General features: G+C 65.5%; 12 protein-coding genes. 9 read left to right on the top strand and 3 right to left on the bottom strand.

The window, feature by feature from the left end:
* Positions 1–102: 102 nt before the first annotated feature.
* Together NUV38_RS06835 and NUV38_RS06830 are read left to right on the top strand one after the other, a co-directional pair.
* Positions 103–528: a hypothetical protein gene (locus NUV38_RS06835; protein ID WP_257728404.1), complete on the top strand. Its 426-nt coding sequence runs from the start codon at positions 103–105 to the stop codon at positions 526–528.
* 64 nt (positions 529–592) lie between these two features.
* Positions 593–913, top strand: a complete 321-nt coding sequence (locus NUV38_RS06830) for a hypothetical protein (RefSeq protein ID WP_257728403.1) — start codon at positions 593–595, stop codon at positions 911–913.
* A 179-nt stretch (positions 914–1,092) separates the two neighbouring features.
* On the opposite strand, the gene NUV38_RS06825 is transcribed toward NUV38_RS06830, so the two are convergent.
* Entirely contained in the window at positions 1,093–1,869 is a 777-nt protein-coding gene (locus NUV38_RS06825; protein WP_257728402.1) for a hypothetical protein, read from the bottom strand.
* Between the two features lie 98 nt (positions 1,870–1,967).
* On the opposite strand from NUV38_RS06825, the gene NUV38_RS06820 reads away from it, so the two are divergent.
* Positions 1,968–3,521 (top strand): sigma-70 family RNA polymerase sigma factor, encoded by a 1,554-nt coding sequence (locus tag NUV38_RS06820; RefSeq protein WP_257728401.1) that lies wholly within the window; start codon positions 1,968–1,970, stop codon positions 3,519–3,521.
* 173 nt (positions 3,522–3,694) lie between these two features.
* Here NUV38_RS06820 and NUV38_RS06815 read toward each other — a convergent pair whose 3' ends face one another.
* A complete protein-coding gene (locus tag NUV38_RS06815; RefSeq protein ID WP_257728400.1) occupies positions 3,695–3,832 on the bottom strand; it encodes a hypothetical protein in 138 nt (45 codons plus the stop codon).
* A 409-nt stretch (positions 3,833–4,241) separates the two neighbouring features.
* Between NUV38_RS06815 and NUV38_RS06810 the strand changes: the two genes are divergently transcribed.
* Genes NUV38_RS06810 through NUV38_RS06795 form a run of 4 tightly spaced genes read left to right on the top strand, consistent with a single transcriptional unit; the run spans position 4,242 to position 8,812 of the window.
* Positions 4,242–5,798, top strand: a complete 1,557-nt coding sequence (locus tag NUV38_RS06810; RefSeq protein ID WP_257728399.1) for a sugar transferase — start codon at positions 4,242–4,244, stop codon at positions 5,796–5,798.
* Positions 5,799–5,802: 4 nt separating this feature from the next.
* Positions 5,803–6,762 (top strand): glycosyltransferase, encoded by a 960-nt coding sequence (locus tag NUV38_RS06805; protein WP_257728398.1) that lies wholly within the window; start codon positions 5,803–5,805, stop codon positions 6,760–6,762.
* 26 nt (positions 6,763–6,788) lie between these two features.
* Complete coding sequence (locus NUV38_RS06800) at positions 6,789–7,580, top strand: glycosyltransferase family 2 protein (RefSeq protein WP_257728397.1); 792 nt, start codon at positions 6,789–6,791, stop codon at positions 7,578–7,580.
* Positions 7,581–7,603: 23 nt separating this feature from the next.
* Positions 7,604–8,812, top strand: coding sequence for a glycoside hydrolase family 99-like domain-containing protein (locus NUV38_RS06795; protein WP_257728396.1), 1,209 nt, complete (start codon positions 7,604–7,606; stop codon positions 8,810–8,812).
* Here NUV38_RS06795 and NUV38_RS06790 read toward each other — a convergent pair.
* Positions 8,732–9,901: a hypothetical protein gene (locus NUV38_RS06790; protein WP_257728395.1), complete on the bottom strand. Its 1,170-nt coding sequence runs from the start codon at positions 9,899–9,901 to the stop codon at positions 8,732–8,734. The two genes, NUV38_RS06795 and NUV38_RS06790, sit on opposite strands and share 81 nt — an antisense overlap.
* Before the next feature lie 59 nt (positions 9,902–9,960).
* Here NUV38_RS06790 and NUV38_RS06785 point away from each other — a divergent pair, with 59 nt between their 5' ends.
* Both NUV38_RS06785 and NUV38_RS06780 read left to right on the top strand, forming a co-directional pair.
* Positions 9,961–11,466 (top strand): lipopolysaccharide biosynthesis protein, encoded by a 1,506-nt coding sequence (locus NUV38_RS06785; RefSeq protein WP_308219663.1) that lies wholly within the window; start codon positions 9,961–9,963, stop codon positions 11,464–11,466.
* The gene (locus tag NUV38_RS06780) at positions 11,463–12,698 is read left to right on the top strand and encodes a polysaccharide pyruvyl transferase family protein (RefSeq protein ID WP_257728394.1); all 1,236 of its coding nucleotides are present in this window, start codon (positions 11,463–11,465) and stop codon (positions 12,696–12,698) included. The genes NUV38_RS06785 and NUV38_RS06780 overlap by 4 nt, the downstream gene beginning before the upstream one ends.
* Positions 12,699–12,716 lie beyond the last annotated feature (18 nt).

Here is a 12,716-nt window from a genome sequence, read left to right as displayed (position 1 = left end):
GTCACCCGGCGGCTGGCGTTGCAGGCAATTTGTGGTTCCGAACGCGAAATGTCGTCGCCCGGTGGGGAGGCGCCGAACGCGTGGCGCCCCTACCGTCGAGGGATGTTGGTCGACGGCTACGAGATCGAGTCCTCACTGGACCGCGAACGACTCTGGGCCGAGCTGGTGGCGCTGGAAACCATCTCGCAGTGGAGTGCGCTGGAGGAGTGCACGTCGACCGACAGTCCGCTGCTCGAGCCGACGTCGTCGTACGTGTGCAAGCACACCAACGGGTTGCACGGCGTCGACGCGACGGTGGAGGTGACCGACTTCGAGGAGTCCGAGTGCCTCGCACTGCGCACCGAGACGCCGATCGCCGACCTGGACGAGAGGCTGGTGCTCACGGACCACCTGGGCGGCAGCCTGGTGACGTACTCCGTCGACGCGACGTCGGACTCCTTCGGCCCGGCGGCCACCGTGTGGCTGCACCGGCACGTCACGTTCGTGGCGCGCAAGCTGGAGCAGTTCGCCAACCGCGACCTCGCGTGACCCCGCGGCGCGACTCAGCCTGCCCATACTTGTTCAAAAGGTCTTCGCAACCTACGTTTGCGGTATGAGTCTCCTGATCAACGAGCAGCCCGAACCGTCCGGAACGGTGACGGCGCTGCTCGATCCGCGGCCGGTGTGGGTCGGCTGCCTCTGGGACCATGGGGACGAGCAGGTCAAGGAGATGGTCCCGGCCACCGCCACCGCCACCTGTGGCGACCTGATCCTGTGCGACTTCTGGGACCCGCGCACGGGTCAGGACCGTGCGCACTGGATGGAGAGCGAGTTCGTGCGGGACCGCCCGACCTCGATCGGCTCGTCGAAGAAGAAGCCTGCGACCGACCACCCGGCCGCAGCCCCGAGCCCGACGTTCGACGTCGGCAGCTGATCGGCTGTCCGCGGGTCGGACCGGCAGTGGCGCCGACCCCCTGACACCGATCCTCCAGATCGGCGCACGAGGGTCGGGCCACCGCCCTTCCCGATCGCCGTCCCCCCGAGGAGCAGGTCTTCCACCTGCCCACCGCGGACCCGACCCCTGTGCGGGTCCGTGGACGACGACCGCTCGCCTCACATAGCGAGGTCTCTGACCAGCGCGCAGCGCGCGCTGGGATCGGGTGGCACCGGCTCGAGCCAGGCGGCCACGTCGACGTCGTCGCGCCAGCGCGCGAGCCAGCGGCGCGCCCGACCGACCGGCACCGCGAGGCCGGCCGCGACCCCGTCGTCGACCATGGCACCGAGGCGATGGGAGCCCAGCCGCGACCAGGGAGCGCGCGTGTCGATCCCGCGGTCGAGGACCGCGCGCACCAGGGCGAGGCTCAGCTCGGACTCCACGTCCCCCGTTGCTCCTCGTGCCCGTCGAGCAGGCTCGTCGAGCAGCACCTCGGCCACGAGGACACGCTGCACCCCGGGGCCACGGACTCCGTCGAGCTGCCGTCTCAGCTGGTCGGCACCGCCCAGACCGGTCAGCGGGTCGTCGGCCCCGAGGCCCAGCCGCGTCCGCTCGTCGGTCCAGGCCGACAGCGCGGCGCACGCCACATGAGGTGAGGCCGGCCCGCGCCCGGCCTCGACCAACGTCTCGTCGACGCAGGCGAGCAGGGAGTGCAGGTCCGAGCCGCACCGTGCGTGCAGCTGCCCGAGCCGGCTGGCGAGCACCGGCTGCCACGGCCCGTCCGCGGAGCATCGAGCGAGCAGCCCCCGCACGTGCTCCAGCTCGGCGTCGGCTTCGGTGGTAGCCGAGGCGGCGGACGAACGGACCGGGCGGACCACGTGGAACCATCTCCTCTTCTCGCCGCACCGGTGCGGTGCGTCGTGAGTACAAGGAGTGGCGATGGCGCGATCGGTCACGCACTGTCGTCCAGAAAGTTCTGGATGAAGCTGCGTGACGAGGCCGGCACTACGGTCTCCTGGAAGAAGACCCCACCTTCTCCAGCCGATTGCGAACGATGACCGACCTCTTCCTGGACCCGAGCGACGCCGAGCTCCTGCAGCGCTACCGCGACGGAGACGACGACGCCGCCGGCCTGCTGTTCGAGCGTCACCACCCCTCGGCAGTGCGTCTCGCGGGCGCATTGGCGGGCGCGTCTGCGGCCGAGGACCTGGCGTCGGACGCGTTCGTGGCGGTGCTTCGCGCAGTGCGCAACGGCGCGGGACCTCAGTTCGCCTTCCGCCCCTACCTGCTCACGTCGGTGCGCAACGGCTTCTACGCGGCGTCGAGGGCCGCGTCGCGCCAGGACCTCGTCGACGACCTCGAGGCCTCCCCCGACGCCCCGACGGTGACCGACGGCACCGCACTGCGGGAGGAGTCGAGCCTCCTGGCGCAGGCCTTCGCCACGCTCCCGGAGCGCTGGCAGGCGGTGCTGTGGCACACGGCGATCCACGACGAGTCGCCCGAGCAGGTGGCCCAGGTGCTTGGCATCAAGGCCAACGCCGTGTCGTCGCTCGCCTTGCGGGCTCGCGAGGGTCTGCGCAACGCCTACCTGTCGGCCCACCTGGGACAGACCGACGATCCCGAGTGCCGCGAGGTGCGTGAGCTGCTGCCCGCCTACGACCGGGGCCGCTTGCGGCCGCGTGCTCACGCCAGGGTGGAGGCGCACCTCGACGTGTGCGACGACTGTCGCGAGGCGGCCGCGCTGGTGGGAGGCATCACGGCCGACCTGGGCCTCCTGCTACTGCCGGCTCTCCTCGGCGCTCCGGGCGTCGCCGCGTTCGGGGACACGAGGGTCCACGCAGTGGGCGCAGGCGAGACGCGAGGCACCGAGGGGGCGGGCGCGCCCGGCACGGGCCCAGCCGCACTGGGCGTCGCCGAGACGGCTGGGGCCATCGCCCTCGGGGTCGCGGCCGTGGCGGTGCTGGTCACCGTCGCAGCCGTGGGCGTGTCCCGCCTGGGTGCACCCGGCGCCGACGTGGGCACGCCGAGCGCGACCGCCGGCAGCGCACCCGGCACTGCCTCGCCCGCGGGCCCCGACGACCTTGCCGATCCGACCCCGGAGCCCTGGAGGCCTCCGGTCGTGGCACCGCTCACCGCCGTCGTCCCCGTCCTCACTGCGGCTCTGCCCCTACCCGTGGTGGTGCCCCCGGCGGAACCGAGCACGCCCAGGCCCACGACGACGACGTCTCCTGGACCGACCACACCGGTCCCGACCACGCCCCCGCCGACGACGACACCACCGGTGGAGGAGGGCGAGGACCTGGGCGTCTCGGTGCTCGAGGCCGTGCCCGGCGACGTCTACGAGGTGACGTTGGCCGTCACGTCGTCGACGCTCACCCCCCAGCTGCTCGTCGAGCTGCCGGCCGGCACCGAGGTTTCGTTGTGGGGTGGCGAGGGCTGGTCGTGCAGCGGGATCGGGGCGGTCGGATCGTGCCAGGCATCGGGCCCCAACCCGCAGCCGATCCGGTTCTGGTGGAGCCCGGGCGATCCGGTCGGCTTCTCCGCGACGGTTAGCGCGCCCGACAACGTGGACCCGAACCCGGCGAACGACTCGATCTCGCTCGGCTGATCCTCATCGTTCGCGGGTCCGGCGGTACGAGGTGTGCAGCTCGGCGTGCGGACACGCCGTGCCGTACTTCATCCGGCACCGCCAGCGTCTCCAGGTCTTCTTCATCGCCGACCTCCCACCTCGACGGTAGGGAGGTCAGATGTCGTGCAGGTGTCGCGCCCTGGTGGTCTTGCTCACGCCGCCTGGAGAGCCTCCACCACGAGCACGGCGGTGGCCACGGCGAGCAGCAGCACTGCGACGTAGCGGACCCTCTCGCCCCGGGTCCGTTCTGCTCGCTGCTCGTGCAGCCGTCGCTTCGCGTGGTCGCTCATCGATCCCCCTGGATGACGGATGGTCTCGTCATGAGGAGAGCAACGAGGCGACCTGGCATGACGGCACGTCCGGCGCGGAACTTCAGGGCACAAGAAAGCCCCGCTGACCTCGGGGGGTGAGTCAGCGGGGCTTCGTCAAGAACGTTACTCGGCCGTTCAAGCGGTTGTCATCCGATCGTCCACACCTGGAGGAAAGTCTAAGATGTGAGACGCGATCGTGGCCTTTCTACCCTGGTCTTCAGTCCTCAAACGCCTCTGCGGAGGGCCCCGCGTGCCCGAGATCACGGTCGATCGTCTTGTTCGTCACGCCGCGTTTACACAAATCGGTCGATCCCGCAGACCAACCCGTCTAGCCTGACCGGGTGCGGAAGTCAGGGAACCGCTCAGGAAACTCTGGAGACCGTTTGCCATGACCATCAGCAACCTTGCAGGAACGAACCGTCCTGCAGGACCGCCGTCGGTGGAGGACGCTCCATGTCGCACGCAACCCTCACCCCGAAAGTCCCCGAACATCGACGATTACACGAGCAAGGACGCACGGTGGCAGAAGAAGTTCGTCCACCACCTGTTCCTGACGGACCTCACGATGCTGCTCGCCGCCGCTCTGATCGGAGCGGCGCTTCGCTTCGGCGTGGAATCTGATGTTCGAACCGCCGGCCCAATCTCACTGACCTACTGGACCTTCGGCGCCATCCTCGCTATCGGGTGGTCGCTTGCACTACAGGCTTACCGCACCCGCGACACCCACATCCTCGGCGACGGGGTCGAGGAGTACCGCCGACTCATCCGGGCGTCCGTGACGTACTTCGGACTGGTGGCGATCCTGTCCTTGGTCCTCAAGTTCGACTCCTCCCGTGGCTACCTCGCCATCACCTTCCCGTTGGGACTGGCCGGATTGCTCGCCGGCCGCAAGGTGTGGCGGACCTGGCTCCACAAGCAGCGTGACCACGGCGCATTGATCACCAACGCTCTGGTCATCGGCGGCATCCGCTCAGCTGAAGACATCACTCGGCAACTCAGGAACAACCCGCGGTCGGGTGTTCGCGTGACAGGAGTCTGGGTCCCGGATCGCGCGAGCTCGCTCAACGAGTGGCTCCCTGTCCCGGACGCTTTCGTGCCTGTGCTGGGAACCGAAAGGGATCTCTCGCAGGCGCTGGGCGTCGCGGAGGCCGATCTGGTCATCGTCACCGACAGCGAACACCTCGGTCACGCCGGACTGAAGGAGCTCACCTGGGAGCTCGAAGGCCGTGACGTCGATCTACTTGTGTCGCCGAACGTCGTCGACGTCTCCGGCTCGAGGATTCAGCTCAGCGCCGTCGGAAAACTGCCCTTCCTCAGCGTGCAGAAGCCCACCTACGGTGATGCTGCGACGTGGCCCAAGAGGATGTTCGACCGTGCGGGCGCGGCGGGACTCATCGTTCTGCTCTCCCCGATCCTGCTTTCTGCGGCAGTGGCGGTAAAACTCACCAGCCGCGGCCCCGTCTTCTACCGGCAGGAGCGCATCGGACGGGACGGGGCGCCGTTCGGCATGATCAAGTTCCGGTCGATGCATCCGGACGCCGATCAGAGGCTCACTGGGCTCTTGACCGCACAGGGCAAGGAGGTCGGACCTCTGGCCAAGCTCACCGACGACCCGCGCATCACGCCAGTCGGCCAGTTCCTTCGGCGTTACTCCATTGATGAACTGCCGCAGCTATTTAACGTCCTCTTCGGAACCATGAGTCTCGTCGGGCCACGGCCTCAGCGCCAGTTCGAAGTGGACCTCTACGATCACGTCGCGCATCGCCGGCTCCGCGTCTTGCCCGGTATGACCGGGCTGTGGCAGGTCTCGGGCAGATCGGACCTTTCGTGGGAGGATGCCATACGGCTCGACGCCTACTATGTCGAGAACTGGTCGATGACCGCCGACCTCGTCATCCTGTGGAAGACGGTTCGCGCCGTCGCTACCCGTGAAGGTGCCTACTGACCCGATGACGATTCGTGAATTCGAGCAGTTCGGTGTCATCTGCCTCGCCGTGCACCAGCCAGCGCCGGACTTGCTCAAGCGTCAGATCGAGTCGATCATCTCCCAGACCCTGCGGTCCTGGACTTGCGTGATCGCTGTTGACGGCAGTGACCCAGTCACCGAAGGGGCGGTCGCCGACCTCGTCGACGGAGACCCTCGATTTCAGGTTGAGGTGTTTGAGAACAATGTTGGGTTCTACCGCAACTTCGAGAGGTGCCTCGCAGCCGGGCTCGAGCTCAGCCCCGCATGGATCGCCCTCGCGGATCAGGACGACTATTGGCACTCGGGCAAACTCGGCGCACAAGTTGCCGAGCTGCTCGACACCGCGGATGTCATGCTTTGCCTGGCAGACGCCCTCGTCACGGATGCGACGGGCGCAGTTGAAGGACGAGCCATTCGGCGACCGACCTCGATGTTCGAGCTGCTGGTCGACAACTTCGTCACTGGCAGCTTCTCGGTCTTCAAGCCCGATGTGGCGCGGCGTGCTCTACCCTTCCCAGAACCGACCCCGGCGGCCTACCACGACCACTGGATAGGAGCGTGCGCCCATTCGCTAGGACGCATCACTTCACTCGAACAGGTCCTGCAGGAGTACGTCCAGCACGACGCGAACGTCATCGGGGAGGCTGGGAGCGGCGGCCGGGCGCATCGACTCCAAGGCATCAGAGCCTCTGGTCTGCGCGAGACGTTGAAGGCTCTGCGGGATGAACGCTGGGCATGGCGGCGCCGGATGGCGAACGAATTGTTGGAGCGATCTTCCCATCTCGATGTCCACAATCGCCGGGTCTTATCGACGGTGGCACACACCCCTCCCTCCCCCTCGCTGGTGCTGTTCTTTCTGCGTGCCCTCCGGCGCGGAAGAGTGGACAGGCTGAGGTCTTTGGCACTCATGATCGGAGCCGGACTGTCGTGGCGAACGAAGTAGATTCGAGCACCTGGACACTCATCACCGTGACCTACAACAACGAGAGGCAACTCGAAGAGAGCTGGAAGAACTTCGACGCAGCCGATGCACGATGGGTGGTCGTAGACAATGCGTCGACAGACCGGTCCGTCGCGATCGCCCGTGATCTCGGAGCAACTGTGGTGGAGCGCGACGCCAATTACGGGTTCTCTAGCTCGAACAACGTCGGACTGGCTTCGGCCTCCACCCCGTACGTCGCCTTCGTGAACCCGGACGTCACAGTCGCGCCCCGATCTCTCGATACTCTCCGCAGATCCGTCGACCTCCACGGCGGCTTCGTGGCGCCCCAGCTGTACTACGGCGATGACACACCTCAACCAAATGCCCGCGGCCTACCGACAGTGGCACAGAAGTTCGCCAATCGTGGAGCTCGGCTGCCCTGGGTCGATCCCTCGGCCTACGCCAGGGTCGACCTCCCGCACCCCACGTACGTCGCATGGGCGATCGGCGCTGCCATCGCAGGCAGACGGGACTCCTTTGACCTGATCAATGGGTGGGACGACAAATACTTCATCTACTACGAGGACCATGACCTCGGCCTGCGGGCGTGGCTGAACGGTCTGACGGTCGTGCTCGACCCTGGAATCACGTGGCGTCACACGTGGCAGCGCGAGACCACTGGAGTCAACCTGTCTGCCTGGCGGCACGAACTTCGCTCAGCGTTGCGCTTCTACCGGCAGTACCCCGATCTCCTGACGTTTGGTCGAGTGCGCCGTTCGAAACGTCTGCACCGCACACGAGCACACCTCTGGACCCCGGCCGACAGGAGTTCCTCGTGACAGACTCTGAACGCCCTCGAACGGTGGCCTTCTACCTGCCGCAGTTCCATGCAATTCCCGAGAACGACGAATGGTGGGGCGAGGGATTCACGGAATGGACGAACGTCCGCCGAAGCAGGCCGGCCTTCGATGGCCACGACCACCCGCGCGTGCCGAGGGACCTGGGCTACTACGACCTTGGCGAACCCGCCGATGTCATGAAAGCTCAGATCAAGCTTGCTCGGGCACATGGAGTCGACGCGTTCTGCTTCTACGCCTATTGGTTCGACGGCTATCGACTGCTTGAACGGCCCATTGACTGGTACGCGAACCATGGTCCCGACTTTCCATTTTGCGTTTCCTGGGCCAACGAAAGTTGGACGCGACGGTGGGATGGCAAGAACAGCGAGGTCCTTATGCCGCAGTCGTATGCACCGGGGTACGTCGATCGCCTCTTCGAGGACTTCGCCGGCTACTTCACCGCGCCTCATGCGCTGAAGGTGCAAGGCCGACCAGTGTTTCTCGTGCACCGCGCAGACCAGCTTCCCGACGCACCCGCTTTCGCCGCCACTGTCCGGGCACGCGCCGCGCGACTCGGCCTCCCGGGCATCCACCTGGTGGCAGCGGAGACAGTCCGGGGACTCGATCCTAGACCGCTGGGCTTCGACGGTGTGGCGGAATTCCCGCCGGTGGGGATGAATACCACCGCATCGGCTGTATTCGCTCCTCTGCAGGGTCTACGCAAAGACTTCCGGGGACGGATCCTCAGTTACGAGAAGATGGTGCATCGAGCAGAGCGACGTGCCGACGAGAATAGGTACGTTCGGTATCCGGGTGTGAATCCCGGCTGGGACAATTCAGCGCGTCGCGGCTCCAGGGCGACCGTCTATGTCGGATCGAACCCCGGCCTCTACCGATCGTGGCTGCAGAACAGCAGAAGGCGTGAGCATCTCGCCCGCGGAGGCGACGGGATCGTGTTCGTGAATGCCTGGAACGAGTGGGCGGAAGGCGCCTACCTCGAGCCCGATCAGACGTGGGGCGACGGCTACCTTCGCGCCACCGTTTGGGATGCGTCGAGTGGCGGGGCGCAGGAGGGTAAAAGCCTGGCGGCGGCGCGCTCGCGCTTCTGGAGTCGAGGCCAGACGTTCAGTGTCGGCATGCTTCTCGGTGGATCAGCGCTCAACAGTCTCCGGTCGCTGCGCCGGAAGACGGCGCTCGTCACCTCGAAGCTCCTCAGACGCAACTTTGCCTGAGGGTCGCAACCTCGCACCCCAGCGAAAGATCAACAACCAGAACAGGGCGATGAAGACGTTCTCGATCCGAACCAGCAAGCTCTCAGACACAAAATAGACGCTGGTGGCCGTCAGGAACGCTGCCAGAAGGACCTCACCGGACTCCATGAGTGCAAACATCGCTCGGGCGTAGATCCAAAGGTAGAAGACGCTTAGGACCACGCCGCCCCCGATCAGGAGATGAAGGTAGGAGTTGTCGACAATCGAAATCAGGTCGAGCTGCTTCACCGACGACGTCAGTACCAGGTCGTCGATCTGAAATTGGGAAAGCATCCTCCAGTAGTAGAGCGGGCGATAGCTCAGCAGGGCGTTGACCGACGCGTTGTCCGCCAGCGTCGCCAGCGCAAGCGATATTCCGAGAAGTCCCGCTGGAAGCGAAGCGAGCACCGCGACCGCGATCCGCGAGCGGCGCGCGACTCGAAGGAGCGGACACAGGGTCAGGAACGCCAAGAAGGTCAGAAATCCCCCGCGCAGATCGGTCGCGAGAAAGAAGTAGATCGCAAGGAGGACTGCGGCTGGCAGGACGACCCAACGCCACCGTGACCGATATCGAAACACGTAAACCACCCAGACGGCCGCGAACCCGTAAACCGCGTTGAAGACGAACGGCACGCTGGACGAACCGAAGGTCGACCTCTCGCGGGGCATCAGGATCTCGTTCGTCGTCACCCCTGCCCAGAGGAGCAGCATCAACAGCAACAACGTCCACCCGCCAGCCCAGGTGGACCATTGAAGGAGTTTGCGGTCGGTGACCCGCGAGAGACCCAGAGCGACAACAATCACGAACAGGTAGGAGAACTGATCTTCGTTCGCTCTCGCGAGAGCGAGAACGAGAGTGAGCGTCGACAGAACGACCAGCCCAGCAGGCGCTGGAATTCTCGCCGACACCACCACGTAGACAGAACAGATGAGCACGACGGCGCGCACGAAGGTCTTCAGAGCTGAATCTTCGGGAAGCAGCGTCTGCACGAGCGTGGCGTTCGTCGCCACCGCGAAAAGCACGAACGGCAATAGGAGCCGACCACTTTCCACAGTGCGTTCGGTGTTCACATCACTCCTGAGTTCCCGGCCACAACGGCACCGCCCGCCTCGCTCAGGCAATATCCTAAGTGCATGACGAGGCGCCCATCACCTACCGACGAGTTTCGTCGGTGACGGAGGTCCCAGCGGGTCCGCCGCTCTCGCCCGTTGCGGGGGCGGCTGCCCGTGGGGGGCTGGCGACACTTGGCGCCCAGGGCGCCAGGGTCGCCGTGCAACTCGGGACGACTATCGTGCTGGCACGCATCCTCTCCCCAGCAGACTTCGGCTTGTTCGCGCTCGTGCTGGTGGTGGTCAATGCGGGTGAGCTGGTGCGCGACTTCGGGCTTACCCATGCAGCGATCCAGGCAGAGTACATTTCTGACGAGCAGAAGAGCCGGCTGTACTGGTACGGCATCGGAATCGGCGTCGCCTTCACGATGGTCATGCTGGCCCTGAGTCCCGTCGTCGCCCGGGTCGTCAGCCACCCCGAAGCATTGGCAATCTCCTGCGCGATGTCAGCGATCTTCATCCTCAACTCGAGCCAGGCGCAGCATCAGGCGCAGCTCGCGCGGAGCTCCCGATTCGGCACGCTCGCATTCACTGAAGTTCTCGCGCAGCTCAGCGGCATGATCGTTGCCGTGGCCCTGGCCGTAGCCGGGGCTGGCGTTTGGTCACTCGTCGGGCAGGCGCTTACAGCATCACTTGTCCAAACCCTCTTGCGTTCGGCACTCAGCGGGTGGCGCCCCTATCGGCCGCGGCGCGGCGGCGAATCAGTGCGAGAGTTCTTGCTCTTCGGGAGGGACGTGAGCGCATCCCAAGCGGTGAGCTTCGTCGCGACGAATGCGGATACGGTCGCTCTGGGTCTGTCGACTTCACCCACAGCCCTCGGTTACTACAACCGCGGCTACCAGTTCGCGTCTTTGCCGTTGAATCAAGCCCTTGTCCCCCTGACGAACGTCGCTCTCCCAACATTCGCGCGAGCCCGGTCCGACGAGCAAAACGCAATCAGGGTCATATCGCGAGTTCACCTCAGCCTCAACCTCGTGGTGTGCAGTGCCATGCTCAGCTTCGCGCTTCTTGCTGACCCCTTAGTTCGATTGCTACTCGGAGATACTTGGCTCCCGACGATCACCGTGTTCGCGCTTCTTGCCGCGGCGTCGTCGTTTCAAGCTCTGTCGTTTGTGAACTACTGGATCTTCTTGGGCTTTGCCCGCACGCGATCGTTACTGCGGTTCACGCTCACGCTGCGCCCTCTTGGGATATGCGCAATCGTCGCGGCCGCTCCGCTCGGCATTAACGCCGTCGCGGCTACGTCCTTGTGCGTCAGTGTCCTCCACTGGACTGCTGGAACCATCTGGGTTGCCCGGGCCGCGAACCTCTCCGCGCTTCGTCTATTCAAGCCCGCAGTGATCGTGCAACTCATCTCGGGCGGTGTCGCTGGCATTGCCTGGCTCGCTTCAGCACTGGGAACCAACCCGCTACTCGAGGTCGCATTCGGCGCCGCCGGCGCGGGGATGGGCCTAATCGTCGCGGCTGCCGTCCTGCCAAGCACGAGAGAGCACGTGCTCGCAACCTTTAGAGGAGAAAACCCGTGAAGAAGCTAGCTCATCGCCTCTACTTCGGGACCCGACACCTTTACGTCTCGTTCCACTCCACTGTCGCCATGCTCCGATTCGTCGGCTTCGTCGACTTGATGGTGCTTCGCATCGCGGAGCTCACCGTCAGGAACCGCAGATCCAGTCACCTGATCATCGCTACGGCTGGCCGCGGCAACATCGGCGACCAGGCCCTGCTCGAATCTGCGGTTCAGCACGCTCCGCACTCGAAGATCCACATTCTCGTCGATCAGCACGACGATTTGACTCTGCCACAGGTCACCTCGCCCCGGACGGCACGTTTCGTGGCGGCACCGCGACTTGTCGCTCGTCTCCCCTACCTGCGCCTGCTGGGCGTATGGAGGGCCGGCCGAGAGATCGGACGCGCCTGCCAGATCGACGTCATCGGCGCCGACATCATGGATGGCTCCTATTCCCGGAGAGACTCGGTCATCCGGCTGCAGCTGGTCAGATTCGCGACGCAGCGAGGCAGGCGCGTCCGGATTCTCGGGTTCAGCTGGAGCGAGTGCCCCGACCAGTACACGTTGAGTCTCATGCGCGCGCTGCAAGACAATGTCTCATTGCTCCCGCGCGATCCTCGATCAGCCGAACGACTTCGCCACCTAGGCGTGACGACGAGACCTCCGACGGCAGACATCGTTTTCACGCTGGCCACTGGAGGGAGCGACGCACGGAGTCGGCTCCGCCTTCCCGAGGACTACATCATCTTCAACGCCAGCGGTCTTGCCAGCCGGGAGCATCGTGTTGGCTGCGAGTACCACGAAAGTCTGCGCCGACTCCTCGACGCGGACCGCAACGTCGTACTCCTTCCTCACGTGCTTCGGCGCGGCGACGATGACGCCGAAGTGGCGAGGAACTTGTACGACCAGTTCTCCAGCCCCCGGCTCGTGCTCGTCACTGACCAACTAAGCCCTTCCGGCGTCGAGGATGTGGCGCGAGGCGCCGTCGGAGGCCTCGCATCGCGGATGCACCTCGCCATCTTTCTGCTGCGTAACGGTGTAGCCCCCCTGAGCCTTGCCTCCCACGGCAAGGTCGAGGGCCTTCTCGAGATGTTCGACATCTCGCATCGAGTGCTCTACCCCCAGGACTCTTTCGGCGCCGTCGCGGGGGCTCAACTCCTGGACTCGATGCAGCAAGCCGCAGATGACCGCGTCGTTCAAGCGCGACTTCCAGAGGTCCAACGACTCGCTCGCAACAACTTTGGGGCTTGACGCGCAATGGCAGAGACC

The sequence above is a fragment of the Aeromicrobium sp. 50.2.37 genome (assembly GCF_024655735.1).
GTDB lineage: Bacteria > Actinomycetota > Actinomycetes > Propionibacteriales > Nocardioidaceae > Aeromicrobium.
This window is presented reverse-complemented; position numbering and strand designations above follow the sequence as displayed.